At 50.0% G+C, this 18,261-nt stretch carries 16 protein-coding genes, 1 pseudogene and 1 riboswitch; of the genes and pseudogenes, 11 read left to right on the plus strand and 6 right to left on the minus strand.

Annotated elements, in window-relative coordinates:
• Positions 1 to 25: 25 nt before the first annotated feature.
• The 5 genes and pseudogenes from kdpA to rpoD all read left to right on the plus strand — a co-directional run.
• Positions 26 to 1,705, plus strand: a complete 1,680-nt coding sequence (gene kdpA / locus BN1360_RS16930) for a potassium-transporting ATPase subunit KdpA (RefSeq protein WP_068781038.1) — start codon at positions 26 to 28, stop codon at positions 1,703 to 1,705.
• A 20-nt stretch (positions 1,706 to 1,725) separates the two neighbouring features.
• A complete protein-coding gene (gene kdpB / locus BN1360_RS16935; protein ID WP_068781039.1) occupies positions 1,726 to 3,756 on the plus strand; it encodes a potassium-transporting ATPase subunit KdpB in 2,031 nt (676 codons plus the stop codon).
• A gap of 30 nt (positions 3,757 to 3,786) precedes the next feature.
• Positions 3,787 to 4,413 carry a potassium-transporting ATPase subunit KdpC gene (gene kdpC, locus BN1360_RS16940; RefSeq protein ID WP_068781040.1) on the plus strand — a complete coding sequence of 209 codons (627 nt, stop codon included), beginning with the start codon at positions 3,787 to 3,789 and terminating at the stop codon, positions 4,411 to 4,413.
• 59 nt (positions 4,414 to 4,472) lie between these two features.
• Positions 4,473 to 6,782, plus strand: coding sequence for a histidine kinase (locus BN1360_RS16945; RefSeq protein WP_068781041.1), 2,310 nt, complete (start codon positions 4,473 to 4,475; stop codon positions 6,780 to 6,782).
• A 271-nt stretch (positions 6,783 to 7,053) separates the two neighbouring features.
• Positions 7,054 to 7,914 (plus strand): annotated as a pseudogene (rpoD, locus tag BN1360_RS16950) (RNA polymerase sigma factor RpoD); the annotation flags it as partial.
• A 112-nt stretch (positions 7,915 to 8,026) separates the two neighbouring features.
• Here the strand turns inward: rpoD and BN1360_RS16955 are convergent.
• Positions 8,027 to 9,115 carry a chymotrypsin family serine protease gene (locus BN1360_RS16955; RefSeq protein ID WP_068781043.1) on the minus strand — a complete coding sequence of 363 codons (1,089 nt, stop codon included), beginning with the start codon at positions 9,113 to 9,115 and terminating at the stop codon, positions 8,027 to 8,029.
• Between the two features lie 36 nt (positions 9,116 to 9,151).
• On the minus strand, positions 9,152 to 9,295 hold the full coding sequence (locus BN1360_RS16960; protein ID WP_157259353.1) for a hypothetical protein: 144 nt from the start codon (positions 9,293 to 9,295) through the stop codon (positions 9,152 to 9,154).
• Positions 9,269 to 9,328, plus strand: a riboswitch (Fluoride riboswitch). (Overlaps the previous gene by 27 nt.)
• A gap of 99 nt (positions 9,329 to 9,427) precedes the next feature.
• Here BN1360_RS16960 and BN1360_RS16965 point away from each other — a divergent pair.
• The gene (locus BN1360_RS16965) at positions 9,428 to 10,774 is read left to right on the plus strand and encodes a voltage-gated chloride channel family protein (protein ID WP_229521027.1); all 1,347 of its coding nucleotides are present in this window, start codon (positions 9,428 to 9,430) and stop codon (positions 10,772 to 10,774) included.
• 75 nt (positions 10,775 to 10,849) lie between these two features.
• Here the strand turns inward: BN1360_RS16965 and BN1360_RS16970 are convergent, their stop codons facing one another.
• Positions 10,850 to 11,269: a DUF4183 domain-containing protein gene (locus tag BN1360_RS16970; RefSeq protein ID WP_068781044.1), complete on the minus strand. Its 420-nt coding sequence runs from the start codon at positions 11,267 to 11,269 to the stop codon at positions 10,850 to 10,852.
• A 208-nt stretch (positions 11,270 to 11,477) separates the two neighbouring features.
• On the opposite strand from BN1360_RS16970, the gene BN1360_RS26260 reads away from it, so the two are divergent.
• The 5 genes from BN1360_RS26260 to BN1360_RS16995 all read left to right on the plus strand — a co-directional run bounded on the left by BN1360_RS26260 (position 11,478) and on the right by BN1360_RS16995 (position 15,428).
• Complete coding sequence (locus tag BN1360_RS26260; RefSeq protein WP_218652839.1) at positions 11,478 to 12,332, plus strand: DUF4183 domain-containing protein; 855 nt, start codon at positions 11,478 to 11,480, stop codon at positions 12,330 to 12,332.
• 215 nt (positions 12,333 to 12,547) lie between these two features.
• Positions 12,548 to 13,426, plus strand: coding sequence for a radical SAM/SPASM domain-containing protein (locus BN1360_RS16980; protein WP_068781047.1), 879 nt, complete (start codon positions 12,548 to 12,550; stop codon positions 13,424 to 13,426).
• 45 nt (positions 13,427 to 13,471) lie between these two features.
• Positions 13,472 to 14,383 carry a helix-turn-helix transcriptional regulator gene (locus tag BN1360_RS16985; RefSeq protein WP_068781048.1) on the plus strand — a complete coding sequence of 304 codons (912 nt, stop codon included), beginning with the start codon at positions 13,472 to 13,474 and terminating at the stop codon, positions 14,381 to 14,383.
• A gap of 267 nt (positions 14,384 to 14,650) precedes the next feature.
• Positions 14,651 to 15,160, plus strand: coding sequence for a DinB family protein (locus BN1360_RS16990; RefSeq protein ID WP_068781049.1), 510 nt, complete (start codon positions 14,651 to 14,653; stop codon positions 15,158 to 15,160).
• A 1-nt stretch (position 15,161) separates the two neighbouring features.
• Positions 15,162 to 15,428 (plus strand): zinc ribbon domain-containing protein, encoded by a 267-nt coding sequence (locus BN1360_RS16995; RefSeq protein WP_068781050.1) that lies wholly within the window; start codon positions 15,162 to 15,164, stop codon positions 15,426 to 15,428.
• A gap of 115 nt (positions 15,429 to 15,543) precedes the next feature.
• Here BN1360_RS16995 and BN1360_RS17000 read toward each other — a convergent pair whose 3' ends face one another.
• Genes BN1360_RS17000 through namA form a run of 3 tightly spaced genes read right to left on the minus strand, consistent with a single transcriptional unit; the run spans position 15,544 to position 18,112 of the window.
• Positions 15,544 to 16,386 (minus strand): 1,4-dihydroxy-6-naphtoate synthase, encoded by an 843-nt coding sequence (locus tag BN1360_RS17000; RefSeq protein WP_068781051.1) that lies wholly within the window; start codon positions 16,384 to 16,386, stop codon positions 15,544 to 15,546.
• Positions 16,383 to 17,096 (minus strand): futalosine hydrolase, encoded by a 714-nt coding sequence (locus BN1360_RS17005; protein WP_068781052.1) that lies wholly within the window; start codon positions 17,094 to 17,096, stop codon positions 16,383 to 16,385. Before BN1360_RS17005 ends, BN1360_RS17000 begins: the two co-directional genes overlap by 4 nt.
• A 2-nt stretch (positions 17,097 to 17,098) precedes the next feature.
• The gene (gene namA, locus BN1360_RS17010; RefSeq protein WP_068781053.1) at positions 17,099 to 18,112 is read right to left on the minus strand and encodes an NADPH dehydrogenase NamA; all 1,014 of its coding nucleotides are present in this window, start codon (positions 18,110 to 18,112) and stop codon (positions 17,099 to 17,101) included.
• Positions 18,113 to 18,261 lie beyond the last annotated feature (149 nt).

The raw sequence follows: 18,261 nt of genomic DNA on the forward strand, positions 1-18,261 counted from the left end.
GGATTCCTGATGGGGTGAGTGTGTAATGGATTATTTACAAATGTTCATCGTGATCGGCGTCATATTATTGCTGGTAAAGCCGGTCGGAACTTATATATATCATGTTTTCTCCAATGTACCGAATCGTAGTGATCGCATCTTCGGAGCAACAGAGCGGTTTATTTTCAGCATAGCCGGCTACCGGCGGCGCGAAGGGATGGATTGGAAGAAATATATTATCAGCTTGCTGGCCACCAATGTGGTGTTGATGACCATCGCTTTCCTGCTTCTCAGCCTGCAGCAGTGGTTGCCTTGGAATCCCGAAGGAAGCGGTGGTATGGAGCCGACGCTGGCATTCAATACGGTAATCAGCTTCATGACCAATACGAATCTGCAGCATTATAGCGGGGAGACAGCACTGAGCTATTTCTCGCAAATGGCTGTAATCACCATGATGATGTTCACATCGGCGGCTACAGGTCTATGCGTTGCTATTGCTTTTATCCGCGGGATTACCGGGAGAGGCCAACGGCTGGGGAATTTCTTCGAGGATTTTGTAAAGGCGATCGTTCGTATTCTTCTGCCTGCTTCGCTGATCGTAACGTTTCTGCTGGTGGCGCTCCAGGTTCCGCAAACCTTGCAGCCTGCCACGGCTGTGAACACGCTGGAAGGGACTGTACAGCGAATCTCGCTTGGGCCGGTGGCCTCGCTGGAATCCATCAAGCATTTGGGTACGAACGGGGGTGGATTCTTTGGAGCAAATTCCTCTCATCCGTTCGAGAACCCCAGCGGGTTGACGAATGCAATAGAGATGTGGTCCATGTGGCTGATCAGCGCATCACTGCCTTATACATTCGGTTTATTTGCCCGCAATAAGAAGCAAGGTTGGGTTATTTTCTCCGCGATGATGGTCTTGTTCCTTGGATTTCTATCTTTGGTCTATTTCAGCGAGAAGGCCGGGAACCCGCTCTTCCATACGCTTGGAATAGACGTCACGCAAGGTAATATGGAGGGCAAAGAGGTGCGTTTCGGGGTTGCGGGCTCGGCGATTTTTACGGCGATTACGACCGCTGCGACTACGGGGAGCGTTAACAATATGCATGATTCGCTTACTCCGCTTGGCGGCCTGGCAGCTCTGGCCCAGATGATGCTGAACGTCGTCTTTGGCGGGAAGGGCGTCGGACTTATGAACATGGTGATGTACGCCATACTCGGCGTATTTATTTGTGGATTAATGGTCGGCAGAACGCCGGAGTTCCTTAGCAAGAAGATTGAAGCCAGGGAGATGAAGCTGATCGCCATTGCGATTCTTATCCATCCCTTGCTTGTGCTTGCGCCAACAGCAATCAGCGCTATGACAGGGTTAGGGTACGACGCAGTCACAAATCCGGGGTATCACGGTCTGTCGCAAATGCTGTATGAGTATGCATCCTCTGCCGCAAATAACGGCTCCGGCTTCGAGGGCCTCGCGGATAATACTGCATTCTGGAATATTATGACCGGCTTGGTCATGCTTCTGGGCCGCTATATATCCATGATTGCTTTGTTAGCTGCCGCAGGGTCCTTAATGCAGAAAGAGCCTGTCATGGAGACGATCGGTACGCTGCGGACTGACAATAAATTATTCGCTGGAATTCTCGTAGGAACGGTATTGCTAATCGGAGCTCTTACTTTTCTGCCGGTGCTTGCCGCAGGTCCTGTAGCTGAGTATTTGACGCTAAAATAATTTAAAGAGGTGTGCTAAACATGAGCACTGGGCATAAATCGATGTTATCCGGAAAAATGATGCGAGGAGCCGCGCTGGAAAGCTTGAAAAAGCTGAATCCGCTGTGGATGATCAAGAATCCGGTCATGTTCGTTGTAGAAATCGGAGCTTTCCTCGTACTCCTGCAAATCCTGTTCCCCGGATTGCTTGGGGAAGATCACAATACGGGGGTTAATGTGGCCATCTTCTTAATCCTGTTGATTACGATATGGTTCGCGAATTTTGCTGAAGCTCTTGCGGAAGGTAGAGGGAAGGCCCAGGCGGACAGCCTGAAGAAGACGAAGCAGCAAGTTATGGCAAACCGATTAATAGGCGGCAGTACGAAAAGCGTGCCTTCCTCCGAGTTGTGCAAAGGCGATATTGTCGTTGTCTCGCAAGGGGAGATGATCCCGGCAGACGGTGAAATTATCGAGGGGCTGGCTTCGGTGGATGAATCTGCGATCACGGGGGAATCGGCTCCGGTCATTAAGGAAGCTGGCGGCGACTTCAGCTCCGTTACAGGCGGAACTCTGGTCGCCAGCGACAGGATTGTTGTTCGTGTTACGAACGATCCTGGACAGTCATTTATCGACCGGATGATTTCATTAGTTGAAGGTGCAGAACGTCAGAAGACGCCAAATGAAATTGCTTTGGGGACTTTACTTACCGTATTAACGGTTATTTTCCTGATTGTGGTTATTACCTTAAAGCCGATTGCTGATTATCTGAATATTCATCTGGAGATCACCGTACTGGTATCGCTGCTGGTCTGTCTAATCCCGACAACGATCGGAGGACTGCTGTCCGCCATCGGGATTGCCGGAATGGACCGGGTGACACAATACAATGTACTGGCGATGTCCGGTAAAGCCGTAGAAGCCGCCGGAGATATCAACACCATGATTCTCGATAAGACAGGGACGATCACCTTTGGCAACCGAATGGCGGCGGAATTTCTCCCCGTTGCTGGTAGAGCTGAAGAGGAGCTTGCCCGTTGGGCTGCGGTAACCTCAAAATTCGATGAGACACCCGAAGGACGGTCCGTGCTTGAATTGCTTCGCAAACAGGGGCTCGAATATGACGAATCCTTAGCCGCTGCCGGGGAGAGCATTGCGTTCAAAGCGGAGACGCGTATGAGCGGCGTCGACCTGCAGGATGGCAGGAAAGTCCGCAAGGGCGCTGTGGATGCAATTACAAAATGGGTCAGCAGTCTAGGCGGTTCTATTCCGAATGACCTGGAGGCAACAACTAATCAAGTGGCTACGGCGGGCGGGACGCCGCTGGCGGTTGCGGTGGATGAAGTGATCTATGGCATTATTCATCTCAAGGACACCGTTAAACCAGGCATGAAAGAACGATTTGAGCAATTGCGGAAAATGGGAATTCGAACGATTATGTGCACCGGTGATAATCCGCTGACCGCTGCTACGATTGCCAGAGAAGCTGGGGTGGATGATTACATCGCTGAATGCAAGCCAGAGGATAAGATCGATGTCATCCGTCGTGAGCAAGCGCAAGGAAAGCTAGTTGCAATGACCGGTGACGGGACGAATGATGCTCCTGCATTAGCGCAAGCGGATGTGGGTCTGGCGATGAACAGCGGGACGGTATCCGCCAAGGAAGCGGCGAATATGGTGGATCTCGATTCTGATCCGTCCAAGCTGATCGAGGTCGTAGGAATCGGCAAGCAGCTTTTGATGACGCGCGGTGCATTAACTACATTTAGTATTGCTAATGATATCGCCAAATATTTTGCAATTATTCCAGCGATGTTTATGCTGGCTATCCCGGAGATGGATGCACTTAACATGATGAGGCTTGGTTCGCCGCTCTCGGCGATTTTGTCCGCCCTAATCTTCAATGCGGTCATTATTCCGCTCTTGATCCCAATTGCTATGCGTGGAGTCAAGTATCGGCCCATGAGCTCACAGCGTCTGCTAAGCAGAAATTTGCTGATCTTTGGCTTGGGCGGTGTGGTGGCCCCGTTCATCGGTATTAAACTGATCGACCTGCTCGTGCATTTATGGGTCTAATTTATGGATTCAGAAAGGAAGTAATCAAGTATGGCAGTTACTAAATCCGGTAAGCAATCGTGGTTATCTGTCTCGGGCTCGGCCTTATGGGTTGCTCTCCGCTTCAGCATCATTTTTATCATTCTCTGCGGAATTGTCTACCCACTGGCAAGTACAGGCTTGGCACAAATTCTGTTCCCATGGCAGGCTAATGGAAGCTTAATTAAGGACAACCAGGGAAAGGTTATTGGTTCCGAATTGATCGGTCAATCCTTCACGGATCCGAAGCTGTTTCATGGACGAATATCCAGTATTGATTATAATGGGGCAGGCTCAGGCTCCAGCAATTACGCGCCTTCCAACCCGCAGCTGATGCAGCGGATCGGGTCGTCGCTGGACGCATGGAAGAAGGCTAATCCGGACGCGCCGTTCAGCAAACTGCCCATTGATTTAATGACGAACTCGGGCTCCGGACTTGACCCTCACATTACGCCGCAAGCGGCGGAATCGCAGATTCCGCGAATCAGCAAGCTGACCGGCATTGCGGTGGATAAACTGGAATGGATGGTACAGGATGCAACCAGCGCACGGGATCTGGGCCTCTTCGGTCAACCGAGAGTGAATGTGCTGCGGCTTAATATGGAGCTGCAGGAGCAACTTCTAAAAATCAACTCTTAGTTTGATCCAATCTGATTAACTTGTTCTGGCTGAAGAATGTGCGGAAGGTGGATATACCGATGACCTATCGAAGGAAGACGCCGGAAGAAATATTGCAATATATGGAACGAATGCGGCGTGGCAAACTTAAGATCCTGATCGGAGCGACTAGCGGCGCGGGCAAAACGTATCATATGCTGCGCGAGGGGCAGATTCTTAAATCGCAGGGAATCGATGTGATTGCCTGTGCAGTCACAACTTCCCGGCGCCAAGAGACCGTGGAGCAGCTGCACGGAATCGAACGTTGGCCGAGTATTCACTGGATGAAGGAAGGGATAGAGAAGAAGGATCTTCCTCTGGGACAGCTCTTGCAACGCAATCCGGAAGTAGTGCTTGTTGACAATCTGGCTCATCGCAATCGGGAAGGGGCGCGCTTCTCAACCCGTCTCGAGGATATCTCTTTTCTGCTGGAACAAGGGATCAGCGTTATAACGACGATCAATGTATATGAATTGTCCGGCGCTGACATCATTGCCAGGCATTATACCGGAATCCGCGCGGAAAATACCGTGCCGCCGGAAACCCTGGATATGGCCGATGAGGTCAGATTCATCGATGTATCACCGGAAACCTTGCTGAAGCGGGTTGAAGACGGATTACTTGGTCATCAAGTCCCTCTAGCTATTTGCCACAGGGACAATGTCGCGGTACTTCGCGAGCTGTCCCTCAGGTTGATGGCCGATGGGATGAGCGATATGCTGGATAAGCATCGCATGTCGGAAGGTCTTGTCGGCCCTTCAGGGACCGCGGAACGGATTCTGGTCTCCGTCCAATATCATTGGAATGGCTCGATCTATATCCGGCGTGGGCAGCAGATCGCCAAGCGGCTGAATGGTGAGCTAATCGTCGTCGTTTATGTGAAGGCGGGCGTGGAGTTGACGCCGGAGCAAGCCGCCTTTAAGAGCTCGATTCAGCAGCTGTGCGATAAGATTGATGCTGAGTTTATCGAGCTGCCTTTACAAGGACGAAGGAAACTGGCAGGTCAGCTCGCCGAACTGGCGTTGGAGCGTAAGGTGACACGGATCGTAATGGGTCACTCCAAAATGAGCTTATGGCAGGAACTAAGAAAAGGCTCAGTGATAAAAGGCTTGCTGCGCAAGCTGCGAAGCACGGATTTATTCCTGATGGCTGATCGCGCCGAGAGCGAGGGCGAGCGGATCATGGCCATGCGTCCTGCCAAGCCCAATTCAGATAGAAGCGCTGCGTTTCGCCGGCCAAGCCAGGAGGAAGCCAACCAGCGGACCAGGAGTCTTCATAAGGGCTCGCTAAAGATATATATCGGTGCTGCCCCCGGCGTAGGCAAGACCTATACGATGCTGCGGGAAGGCAATCATCTTAAGGCCAAAGGGATCGACATTGTCATCGGATTGCTGGAGACTCACGGGAGGGAGGAAACAAAGGAGCAGATCGGAACGCTGGAACTGATTCCGCGGAGAAAATGGCCGTACCGGCAGACTGAATTGGAAGAAATGGATACAGAAGCGATCCTGCAGCGCAATCCCGAGGTTGTTCTGATCGATGAGTTGGCACACTCCAATGTTCCAGGTAGCAGGTTCAAGAAGCGATATGAGGATATACAGCAAATTCTCGAAGCGGGAATTTCCGTTATTACGACGGTGAATGTGCAGCATCTGGAGAGCTTAAATGATGCAGTTGAACGATTGACCGGGATACGGGTTCGCGAACGGGTTCCCGATGCGCTGATGCAAATGGCGGATGAGATTGAGCTGATTGATGTCACTCCGCAGATGCTGCAGCAGAGGCTGCGTGAAGGGAAGATTTACGCTCCTGCGAAAGTGGAGCAATCGCTGGACTCCTTCTTCAAGCTGGGAAATCTGATTGCGCTTCGGGAACTGGCACTTCGAGAGCTGGCCGATGATGTGGATGAACGCCTGGAGTCCTGGGAGAGCAGGACGTCTTTGCGGGGACCATGGCGTAAGAAAGAGTTCATCTTTGTATGTATTACTCATAGCGATGGTGCTGAACGGATTATCCGTCGCGGCTTCAGGCTGGCCTACCGTCTCAAAGCGGAATGGCATGTGGTCTATGTGGGAAATAATAATATAAGAAATGATTCACCAGAGCTGGTCAAGATCAGAAGCTTAACTCAGCAATTAGGCGGCCAGTTTGAGTTATTGCAGACGAGGCGGCATAAGGAGACAACAGCGAAGATGCTGGCTAGGGCGGAGGATTTGGGCGCATCGCAGCTCATTATTGGGCAAGCGAAGCCGAAGAAGCTGCGCTTGCCCAATAATGAAGCATTATTTATGCATTTGCTCCGCGGCTCCAGAGTACGGGATGTGCTCATCGTCTCAAGAGAAGAATATTAACCTGAGAAAACATGAAAACGCAGATCCATAAGGATCTGCGTGTCTTGTTTGTTAATTAGACTTGTAATTATTAAAAAACTATGTTAAAATGACGGATAGCCAAAACACAGGCGTTTCAATGCAATATTTAAATTTATATTAGCATAAACGCACTAAATTGTCAAATAGGCACACTGCTGGTAGAAATATTGAAAGCGGGAGTTATTTGTTTTTTATTTTTAGGGTGGGGGTCTGACTGATGGCAGAGGATTTAAAACATACTGAATCATACTTGACAGATGACCTATCGTTACCTCCTGGGGTTAAAATCGATGATCCGGTCAGAATGTATCTTAAAGAAATTGGACGCGTTCCTCTGTTGTCGGCTGAAGAAGAAATTGAGTTGGCACAAAGGGTAGAACAAGGTGATGAAGAAGCGAAACGCCGTTTGGCGGAAGCGAATTTGCGCCTTGTTGTAAGTATCGCACGACGTTATGTCGGCCGGGGTATGGTATTTCTCGATTTGATCCAGGAAGGCAACATGGGCCTGATCAAGGCGGTAGAGAAATTTGATTATTCCAAAGGATTTAAATTCAGTACGTATGCAACATGGTGGATACGTCAGGCTATAACGAGAGCGATTGCCGACCAAGCCCGGACGATCCGTATTCCGGTGCATATGGTTGAGACGATCAATAAGCTGATTCGCGTATCGAGACAATTGCTTCAGGAAATCGGCCGCGAGCCAACGCCGGAAGAGATTGCCGCTGAGATGGAGATCTCGCCGGAGAAGGTGCGCGAGATTATGAAGATTGCCCAAGAGCCGGTCTCTCTGGAGACGCCAATCGGTGAGGAGAATGACTCCAATCTGGGCGATTTTATCGAGGATCATGAGGCGCTGGCGCCAGCGGATGCAGCTGCCTTCGAACTGCTGCGCGAACAGCTTGAGGAAGTGCTGGATACACTTACAGAGCGTGAGGAGAATGTGCTTCGACTGCGTTTCGGAATGGACGATGGGCGCTCCCGTACGCTGGAGGAAGTGGGCAAGGAATTTGGTGTTACACGGGAACGGATTCGTCAGATTGAAGCCAAGGCGCTGCGCAAGCTAAGACATCCAAGCCGCAGCAAACGCTTGAAGGATTTCATGGAATAACCACATCATCTTCATTATTATATCTCTAAACAGGACCTGACTATCCGTCAGGTCCTGTTTACGGTTCATCGGAAGTTCTCATTTCCCAGTCAACAATTGTTCATCCGTGAGGTTATTTCGACTTGTTGTTTGTCTTGCATGTGCGGCAGGAGATTGACTTTAGCGTCTTAGCGGATAATGGATGTGTATATAGATAGCGTTTCTGTTTGCCGCGGTTTGGTAAGGAGAGAGACTGCTTACCGCTTCTGGCGACTCTTGCACCGAATACCTTCATGAACCAGTCAATCGGGTAAGAGATGGAGAGAAGGCCGTTATCAGAACCGGCGAAATTGACGGCTGCGGCTTTATTGCCTTTCTTCGTCAGCCAGACGGAGCCAGAGTCTCCGGGTAAAGAGACCGGGTTCTTGCCGCGTATGATGCTCTGATTCTTGAAGGTAATCGTCCCCAGATCCCCATAATCACCGTAATTTACCTGGATATCCGTATGAATGGATTCCACTGTGCCTGTAACCACTCCGCTTGTTCTACCTACCTTCTTGAATTTATCGCCTACTTTGTAGCTGGTAATATATCCGGGAACGTTTCCATACACAGCATATTTCGGCTTCACCAAGCTTCTCCTGAGCGGGCGAGAGATGGCAGCATCTATATAATTGTTTTTTTTCTTATGCAGCTTGACGTATTTGCTCATGTAACCGACAAGATCCTTCTTGATCGTCCCGCCATCGGCGCCGCCGGGCTGAATCGTCGCTGAAGTACGGTTTGAATTGTTGTTTACGAGCACATGGTTATTGCTAAGGATATATCGATCTAAGCCCTGAGGATCGGTACTTACAATCAGTCCGGCGGTGCCTGATTCATTGGCCCTGCCAATACTGTACCCGGCGATCACCGGACGTATGCGCTTCATGAACTTACCGCTGTCAGCATTCTTTTTGAAGCCTTTGGAACGAACAACCCGTACCGGGACGCCGGATATTTTCTTGGCAATATTCGTTGACGGCTGCCGGGTGTGCGAGGTTTTGCGCTTGCGGGGGCTAGCGGTTGCCGCTGCCGGAGCAGCATAGACGATGACGGCCGCACCCTTGCCCGGCTTGCCCGGTTCCTTCAATCCGACACCAATCCCGTGGATTCCCCGCTTTTTAAGCATGGTGTTGGCGATGCGCTGCTTCAATAAGTACGCTTTACGAAAACTGGTCAATTGGCATTCACCTTTCTCTGCGCTTTTTGTTCCATTCTATGCAGCAGGCATGGCACCTGCCTGCCCAAGCTTAAGCAGCTTGTCATTGCCATCCGGATCGAAATTGGATTGACGTTGCTCTGCTAATGTAATATAATTTCTCGTAGTGATTTGAATAATATAGGCGATGGAGTTCGCCATAACCGCCGTGAGGCTAATGACTCCTACCAGGTATGGATATCCTGGTAGGAGTCTGTTTTTTTTAGCGCTGGGAGAAACGGAGTATCTAGCCTTTCACGCGGCAGCAACATTAAGCCAGAGAAGAGGAATCAGATGATGAATGAACAAAACGGGGAGAAGAGGGAACGCCTGTTGTATAGTTTCCCGCATATTGCTTATTTGGGCTCTTTTTTGAAGTGGCTTGTTCTTGGTGGGATAGTTGGAATCCTCGCCGGGAGTGCCTCGGCCTTATTCTTGCACAGTCTGGATTACGTAACACAGCAGCGTATTTCCCATCCTTGGCTGTTATTCCTGCTGCCTGTTGGCGGAGCGTTGGTCAGCTATATGTATATGAGGTTCGGCGGCAGCAGTTCAAGAGGGAATAACTTGATTCTGGAAGGGATCCAGAATGGAGGGGAGACTATTCCATTGCGAATGGCCCCGCTTGTCCTGTTGGGCACGCTGATTACGCATTTATTCGGCGGCTCGGCCGGACGGGAGGGAACGGCAGTACAGATGGGAGGAAGCCTGGCAGAGTGGTTCGGTAAAATGATTAAAATCGATGCGCTGGATCGACGGATTTTACTCATGTGCGGCGTCAGCGGCGGCTTCGGCTCCGTGTTCGGCACACCGCTTGCCGGAACGGTCTTTGGCCTTGAAGTTATTGCGATTGGCCTGATGAGTTATCGCGCGCTTATTCCGTGCTTTGCAGCCAGCTTCATTGGAGACATAGTAGCGACTCATGTATGGGGCGTCCATCATACGAGCTATTCCGTTGATTGGATTCCGCCCTTGTCTGTTGGTGTCGTGTTAAAAGTCCTGCTGGCTTCCGTGATCTTCGGCCTGGTCAGTCTCTGCTTCAGTGAGCTCACTCATTTTTTTAAGAGAACCTTTTCCAGGGTATTTAAGAACCCGATAATAAAATCCGCCGTTGGCGGTGCAATCGTCATTGCGCTTGTGTATATCGCAGGCAGCCGTGATTATTTGGGGTTGGGCATACCTCTGATCACCTCCTCGTTGACGGAAGGAGTATCTCCATTCGCTTTCTTATGGAAGCTTCTATTTACTTCAATTACGCTTGGGTCCGGATTTCAGGGAGGCGAGGTAACGCCATTATTCGTTATCGGCTCGACCCTTGGGCATTCCCTGGCAAGTCTACTCCATATATATGGCCCTTTCCTGGCTGCGCTTGGTTTTATCGCAGTCTTCTCCGGGGCAACGAGTACACCGATCGCCTGCTTTATCATGGGGGTTGAAATCTTCGGCTCCGAAGGGGCGTTGTATATGTTCATGGCTTGTATCGTAAGCTATGTGTTCTCGGGGCATACGGGAATATATTCTTCTCAACAAATCGGCATGTCCAAGAGCGGGTTGCTGCAGGTGGATACAGGGTCCTCGCTTGAGGATTGGAAAAACACGAAGAAAACGAAGAAGAAAGCAGCACAATCGAGCAATAAGTAACCTTTATAACGCAAGGCAGCACAGGAGGCTGCTCAGTAATATGAGCAGCCTCCTGTTTGATGCATGTCGCTTGATTCAGGAAGTAATTGTGATGACGGGTGCGGAAATATCCGGTGGTGTTGACAGAGTCGATGATACGTTGGCAAAGCTGACGATCTCCAGTTGGATTGGCGTACCGGCGGAAAGATCGGGCGTCGTCGCGGTCAATACAAGACTGTCTGTTGCCAGTGTGGATAGTGATTGCTGCTGAATAACTCCGTTAATATAGACGTTGAAGTAGTCATTGGCGGTTAACGCTGGCAGCGCAGTGATTGCAGTATCCGTGTCGTCTACGAAGCTTCCGGCTGGAATTGTAGTATCCGTAGCTCCTAACATGCCTGCAGTCAGTGTGGCAAAATATCGGGTTGTGTCCGGGTTTAATGTTGTTGTAACTGCGCCGCCGCTGGCAACGGGGGCGCTTGCTGTGGCTGTAAATACCGGTTTAATAACGGCCATGGATTCTCACTCCTTATAAATATATGACTAGATCGAGAGATTCTCGATTTATAATATATAATGATTATTTTATAGAATGGCAACGGCGTTTCTACATAGGGATTATTTTTAAACATTTGCCCCGAATTTGGGTAATGTGTCCATTTCTTCGCCATGGATTCAACATAAGATAACATAGTCAAGAATCATGGATCGAGGAGGTGGGTTAATGGTTTTACGCAGTCTTAACCGACGAAGAATAAAGCGGCGCAGACGTTCCTATGCCTTTAGATTGGAACGGATAGGGCAGCATGCAAAATTAGCCAAGTGGCGCAAAGGAAAGAGACATCCCAATAAAACGCATCACTTCGAGAAGAATAAACGGCGTTGGAGGAAACATCATGAGGAAGTAATCCAACTTCCCCATTGTGCTCCTCCACCCCCCAATAAACCGTCGCATCTGCCCCCGGATAGCCACGCAGGTTGGAACAATCCCCCTGGCATAGGAACACCTGGTTCACGAGGTCCGGAAGGCAAACCGGGATTGCAAGGTTCAGAAGGGCTTCCAGGACCGCATGGCCCCCAAGGACCGCAAGGTCCGCCGGGGCCACAAGGGATACCCGGATCCATAGGGCCTGGAGGGCTTCCAGGTCCGCCGGGAGATCAGGGACCGCCCGGGCCACCGGGAATCCAGGGATTGCGGGGATTTTCCGGTCCTCAAGGAGATCCGGGGCCTCCCGGGCCTGCGGGACCACAAGGGCCACCAGGACCACCCGGGGGAAGTAATTTAAGCGTCATCGTATTGCCCTTCCGCTATTTCTATTTTCCTGATTCAGACCTGCAAGCTTCCGTGGTCATACCTGTAGAACAATTCCAGAATGATGATGGAAATAATGCCACTCAGTTTCTTGGTCCCGACCCTAGCAATTACTCGAATTTGTATATTAACGGTCTTTTGCAGGAGGGGCAAATATATGAGGTCACCGCCGATTCATTAATGCTTGAGCTTGGGGATGATACCGTATTTGCCGGTACGCCGATTATCCTGGAACAAGTAAAAATCAGCTTGCGAAGCAGCGGATAAGGAGGACGGATCGCAACGTCAGGTCGGAAGAAGCTTAGACATCAGGAATCCGGCATGGCGTTGTGGTTCGTGGATGAATAGTAGATCAAACGGTGGAATTACCGTGACTTTTAGGACAGATCAGTTAGAATAGGAAGTAGATTGGACAAAATTATGTGAATGATCTGATAGATCATCGCTGGCGAGTGCTTGAGATTGGAGAAGAGAGAACGTATATGAAGAAATTCAAGAAATTTTATATTGAGACGACGAGCATTTGCAATTTGGCCTGTAGTTTCTGCCCGCCCACGGAGAGACAAGCCCGTTTTATTAAAGTGGAGGATTTCAACAAAATTCTGGATGACATTAAGCCGCATACGGATTACATATATTTTCATGTAAAAGGCGAACCGCTGCTTCACCCCAAGATCGATCAATTGCTTGATCTAAGCTATGAAAAAGGTTTTAAAGTGAATATAACAACAAATGGGACGTTGATTCATAAGGCAGCTCCGAAGCTGCTCGGCAAGCCTGCGTTAAGGCAAATGAATTTCTCCTTGCACAGCTTTGACGGACATGCCGGGTCTGAGAATCGTGAAGGCTATTTGCGGGAGATCTTCAATTTCGTACGCGAAGCGACGGCGCTATCGGATTTGATCGTGTCCTTCCGACTTTGGAATCTAACGAGGGATAATGTCGAGAATCATATTCGCAGCCGCAATAGAGCTACTCTAGGTTTGATCGAAGAGGAGTTCGGACTGGATTACCGGATTGAGGAGAAGGTAGTTCCTGGCAGCGGTGTTAAAATTGCTGAGCGGATTTATTTAAATCAGGATGTAGAGTTCGATTGGCCTGATCTGAAAGCGGAAGAGGATGATGGACGCGGGTTCTGTCATGCGCTGCGCAACCAGGCGGGAATTCTAGTCGATGGTACAGTGATCCCTTGTTGCCTGGATGGAGAGGGAGTTATTAACTTAGGCAATGTGTACGATAAGCCATTCTCTGAAATTGTAGAGGGGGAGCGCGCAAATCGCTTGTACGAAGGATTCTCACGCAGGGAAGCTGTCGAGGAGCTGTGCCGCAAATGCGGGTATCGCCGCCGATTCGGGAAATAAGGGGAGTTAAGAAAATGTATCGCTGGAAGCGATGCAGGAGGAATCATGTCAAAAATTACGCGTTTGTTTGAAATTGTATATATTTTACTGGATAAGCAGATCGTCACCGCCAAGGAGCTTGCAGATCATTTCGAGGTGTCGCCGCGCACGATCTATCGGGATCTGGACATTCTTAGCGAGGCCAACATTCCGATCTATACGAACAAAGGAAAGGGCGGCGGAATCAGCCTGCTTGAGAGTTATGTTCTGAACAAGTCATTGCTATCCGAGCAGGAGCAGCGGGACATTCTCTCCGTGCTTCAGGGCATGAAGGCAACTCATTATCCTGAGGTCAATCGGATTCTTACGAAAATGAGCGGAATGTTCGGGTTCCAGCAAGCGAACTGGATTGAAGTTGATTTTACTCACTGGGGCGATGAGAAGCAGGAGCGTTTCCAGCTTATCAAGACCGCTATATTGGAACGGCATCGGCTTTCCTTCGACTATTATGGTGCAAGTTCATATGAGAAAACAGCACGGGCGGTAGAACCGATACAGCTCTGGTTCAAAGGGAGGACCTGGTATTTGAGGGCGTATTGCCTGGACAGACAGGCGATGCGTGTGTTCAAGCTGTCAAGGATGAAGGACCTGATTGTGCTTGAAGAGAACTGTACCCGAAGTCTTCTGGCGACCGACCATGTGGAGCAGGAACAGACAGGCTGGGCATCCCAGGCGATGGTTACATTAAAGCTGAAAATAAACGGCGCGTTATTGTACCGAATTTATGATGAGTTTGAAGAGGAGCAGGTCGCCCGCTGTGAGGATGGAAGTTTCATTGCAACAGTGTCTTATCCGGAGGATGACTGGGTGTACGGCTATATCCTGTCTTTTGGCGATATGGCTGAGGTGCTCGAGCCCGCACATATCCGTGAAATTATAGCCAGTAAATTAAAAAATATGATCGGAAGATATAATTAAGGTTAACCGAGCAAATATCCGAAGTGATAAATATTATCCATGACTAAAAAGTAGAGAATGCCCCTAACAGAGAACGTATGCCGTTCTCATGCTTAGGGGCATTCTTCTGAAGTAAATGTGGCAATGACTTCGGATTCGGCGAACAAAAAAGGGAGAAATGATAGAAACATAATCTTAATATGACAGCAAGCTGTCAGTTAGGCATCTATATAATAAAAATAGATTCAATGATTTTACAACTAATAATTAGTAGGGAGGAGGGGACGAGTGGCAAAGACAAGTACGGAAATGGTGGAGGAGTATAACGGGTTGATCCCGTTCGTTGCTTCAATCTGCGGCCTGGAGGATCAGTATTGGGATACCCCGATTGCAGTAGGGAAGTGGACGGTGAAGGACATGTTATGTCATATCATGCTCTGGGATAAGTATTTCTACGAGGAGGCGATTGAGAAGATCAAGCTGGGAGAACCGCTGACTGTGAAGCATCAGGACTTCAATCCGTTTAATGCTCAAGCGATCCGGTATGCGAAATCGAGGACGAAGCTGGAAATCTATGATCAATTCGTAGAGTATCGCACGAAGATTATCCGCGCTATTTCCGGTTTGCAGGAAGAGGAGTATTTGCGGGATTATGTGGACGGAGACGGTAAAAGGTTTAGCATCCGCAGCTATTTGCGCGGATTTATCCCGCATGACAAGAAGCATAAGCAGCAAATACAAAGCTTTTATCAAAGCAATGGATGGAGCCAAGCTGAATATTTGAATGGAGGAATTTGAGATGAATGAAATGAAGCTATGCCAGAGCTGTGCTATGCCGATGAACCAGCCTGAAGCTGAATATGGGACGGAAGCAGATGGATCGATTAGCGAGGACTATTGTCATTACTGCTATAAAGAGGGGAGCTTCACGGCGGATGTGACAAAGGATGAAATGGTCGAGATATGTGTTCCCCATATGGTGTCAGATGAGCCGGGAGGCATGAGTGAGGAGACAGCACGTTCTATGATGCAGGGGCTGCTTCCTACGCTGAAGCGCTGGCAATAGGATTTCCGCAAACAAAAAGCTGCAGCTAAAACCGTTTTAACGATTTTTGGCTGCAGCTTTTTATTAGTTGGGCTTCCTTTTAGATCGAGCCTCTTACCTGAAAAATATCCGTTTCCTATACTCGCAATGCTGCAGGATCAATGGCCGGAACCAGCCCCTCATCGGCGGCGCGGCTGAGCAGTGCAGATATCGCAGCATAGCCGTCATCGCCCAGATCTGCTGAGTATTTGTTCACGTAGAGATTAATATGGGCTTGCGTAACGTCAGGAGACATCTCTTGAGCATGGCTAAGTACATAATCTGCTGATGCTTCCGGATGGGCCCAGGCATATTCTACGGATTGCTTGATCCAGCTGCGAATCGAGGCAAGATCAAGGGAACGGTCGGCAATGATCGCACCTAGCGGAATCGGTAAGCCCGTATCTTCTTCCCACCAGTTGCCAAGATCGGCCATCAGCTGCAAACCATAGTTTTTATAAGTAAAACGCGCTTCATGAATGACCAGTCCGGCATCGATGGAGCCATCCTGGACCGCAGGCATGATCTGATCAAACGGCATGACAATAATCTCGCCAACGCCTCCCGGTACATGTTGGGCGGCCCAAAGCCGGAACAGCAAATATGCTGTGGAGCGTTCGCTAGGTACTGCAACGCGTCGGCCGGAGAGGGAAGCAGGATCGCCAAGCTGCTCGGAATTCCCCTTGGTCAATACAAGCGGTCCACAGCCGCGCCCAAGCGCTCCTCCACACGGAAGCAGGGCGTATTTATCCAGCACCCAGGGCAAAGCGGCAAACGATATCTTCATAATATCTCCGCCTTTTCCCTTAGCCGCCCATCCGTTCGTTCGATCGATATCGGCATAGGTCACTTCAAATTCAGGAGTTCCCGGGATCAGGCCATGGACCAGGGCATGGAATACAAAAGTGTCATTAGGACAGGGTGAAAAAGCAATTCTCATCGTTGTAATACCTCCGCTAAAATATAGCAGGCCTGTTCAAGCGCCTGCAGGGCGTCGCCAATCCGCCATAGCTCACGATTACGCGGGCCCACAGCATTGGAGATCGTCCGGATCTCCATGACGGGGATGTTCAGGCGGTGAGCCGCAAATGCCGCACCATAACCTTCCATGGCTTCTGCCACAGCTCCGGGAATTCTTTGCTTCAGCTCATCGGCCGTTTTCTGAGTTCCGGTCACCGTGGAAAGGGTTAGAATAGGCCCGCTGCATACTGCCCATCCGGCATTTTGAATCGACTTAGTCAACTCTTCAGAGAGGGCAGACGCCACCGGAACGCTTGAAGAACCGAAGCCAAGCTTGTCCACGCTGGAGAAGCCATCCCCGGTCTCGGCTCCCAGATCGGCAGCGATAATGCTATCGGCGATGGCGATCGAACCGATCTCGGCCCGTTCTGTGAAGCCGCCGCCGATGCCGGCGCTAAGGACGAGATCATAATTCGGATTGGCGGCCAGATAGGCGGCGGTTTCCGCAGCCGCTGAAATGGGGCCGACCCCGCATAATTGCACATCAAACTTTGCTTGCTCCGCAGAACCTTGCTCACTCGCAGCCCTGGCAATGCCGCGCAGCACGGCCTCGCGCTCGGCCTCTACTGCAGTCATAATCAGGATATTTCTGTAGTTAAGCGTTGTCTGAGTTTTTTCCATATCGTGCATCCTTAGAACGCCCGATCATACTGCTTCGGGGGCTGAATCTCAGCGCCTAGCTCTTTGGCTGCATGCAAGGTCCAATAGGGGTCCTTCAGCAGCTCGCGTCCGAGGAAGATCAGATCGGCTCTGCCGTTGCCGATTATCTCCTCTGCGTGCTGCGGGCTTGTAATAAGTCCTACCGCGCCAGTTGGAATCTCGGCTTGATGGCGAATCTGTTCGGACAGATGCACCTGATAGCCAGGGAAAATGTCGATATGAGCGGGGACAAGGGCACCTGAACTGCAATCGATCAAATCAACGCCCTGTTCCTTCATTTTACGGACATAATGGATGTAATCCTCAAGATGGTTGCCGCCTTCCGCGTATTCCTCGGCGGAGATGCGCACGAATAGAGGGCCGTCCCATTCCTGCTTGACAGCCTCAATCACTTCCCCGAGCAAACGATAACGATTGTCGGCACTTCCGCCGTATTCATCTTCACGATGGTTGGAGAGCGGCGACAGGAACTCGTTCAGCAAATAACCGTGAGCGGCATGAAGTTCAATGACATCGAATCCAGCTTCTTTAGCGCGGCGAGCCGCATCCCGGAATTTTTGCACGATTCCCTGAATCTCTTCAAGATCGGCGGCCTTTGGCGTCTTCATAGCAGCGAACGGAATCGCCGATGGAGCCAGAATCGTCTCTTCAAGATCAGCCTTGCGGCCTGCATGGGCAAGCTGGATACCGGCTTTGGCTCCGTTCTGCTGCATTAGCGATACAAGTCTTTGCAGCCCTTCGATATGCTCGTTATCCCAAATTCCAAGGTCTCTATAAGAGATCCGGCCTTCAGGCGATACAGCGGTAGCTTCGACAATAATCAGACCTACGCCGCCAACTGCCCGAGTCGGGTAGTGGACGAGATGCCAATCAGATACCTTGCCGTCTTTATTCAGTGAAGAGTACATGCACATCGGGGACATCACTACCCGGTTTCTGAATGTCGTATTCTTGATCGTAAAAGTGGAAAATAGCTTTCTGTCCATTTTTGTCTACACTCCTTTTTTGTCTATTTTAAAGTCTAAGTAAGTAACTCTCATAACTCTGCAATTATTATGTTAAAACATTAGGGAGCGGGTTACAAGCGAGGGAATATTTTAAGGATGCCTAGTTCTCGTGTTAATCGCATTGAGGG

Origin of the sequence: Paenibacillus sp. GM2, assembly GCF_900069005.2 — a bacterium.
Taxonomy (GTDB): Bacteria; Bacillota; Bacilli; order Paenibacillales; family Paenibacillaceae; genus Fontibacillus.

What these genes read in the sequence shown, in the direction of transcription:
- BN1360_RS16960 (WP_157259353.1), bottom strand. Translation starts at nt 9,295, where the DNA reads ATGGCGAACTCCATCGCCTATATTATTCAAATCACTACGAGAAATTAT.
- BN1360_RS16970 (WP_068781044.1), bottom strand. Translation starts at nt 11,269, where the DNA reads ATGGCCGTTATTAAACCGGTATTTACAGCCACAGCAAGCGCCCCCGTT.
- BN1360_RS16945 (WP_068781041.1), top strand. Translation starts at nt 4,473, where the DNA reads ATGACCTATCGAAGGAAGACGCCGGAAGAAATATTGCAATATATGGAA.
- namA (WP_068781053.1), bottom strand. Translation starts at nt 18,112, where the DNA reads ATGGACAGAAAGCTATTTTCCACTTTTACGATCAAGAATACGACATTC.
- BN1360_RS16980 (WP_068781047.1), top strand. Translation starts at nt 12,548, where the DNA reads ATGAAGAAATTCAAGAAATTTTATATTGAGACGACGAGCATTTGCAAT.
- BN1360_RS16985 (WP_068781048.1), top strand. Translation starts at nt 13,472, where the DNA reads ATGTCAAAAATTACGCGTTTGTTTGAAATTGTATATATTTTACTGGAT.
- kdpA (WP_068781038.1), top strand. Translation starts at nt 26, where the DNA reads ATGGATTATTTACAAATGTTCATCGTGATCGGCGTCATATTATTGCTG.
- kdpC (WP_068781040.1), top strand. Translation starts at nt 3,787, where the DNA reads ATGGCAGTTACTAAATCCGGTAAGCAATCGTGGTTATCTGTCTCGGGC.
- BN1360_RS16995 (WP_068781050.1), top strand. Translation starts at nt 15,162, where the DNA reads ATGAATGAAATGAAGCTATGCCAGAGCTGTGCTATGCCGATGAACCAG.
- BN1360_RS17000 (WP_068781051.1), bottom strand. Translation starts at nt 16,386, where the DNA reads ATGAGAATTGCTTTTTCACCCTGTCCTAATGACACTTTTGTATTCCAT.
- BN1360_RS16965 (WP_229521027.1), top strand. Translation starts at nt 9,428, where the DNA reads ATGATGAATGAACAAAACGGGGAGAAGAGGGAACGCCTGTTGTATAGT.
- BN1360_RS26260 (WP_218652839.1), top strand. Translation starts at nt 11,478, where the DNA reads ATGGTTTTACGCAGTCTTAACCGACGAAGAATAAAGCGGCGCAGACGT.
- kdpB (WP_068781039.1), top strand. Translation starts at nt 1,726, where the DNA reads ATGAGCACTGGGCATAAATCGATGTTATCCGGAAAAATGATGCGAGGA.
- BN1360_RS17005 (WP_068781052.1), bottom strand. Translation starts at nt 17,096, where the DNA reads ATGCACGATATGGAAAAAACTCAGACAACGCTTAACTACAGAAATATC.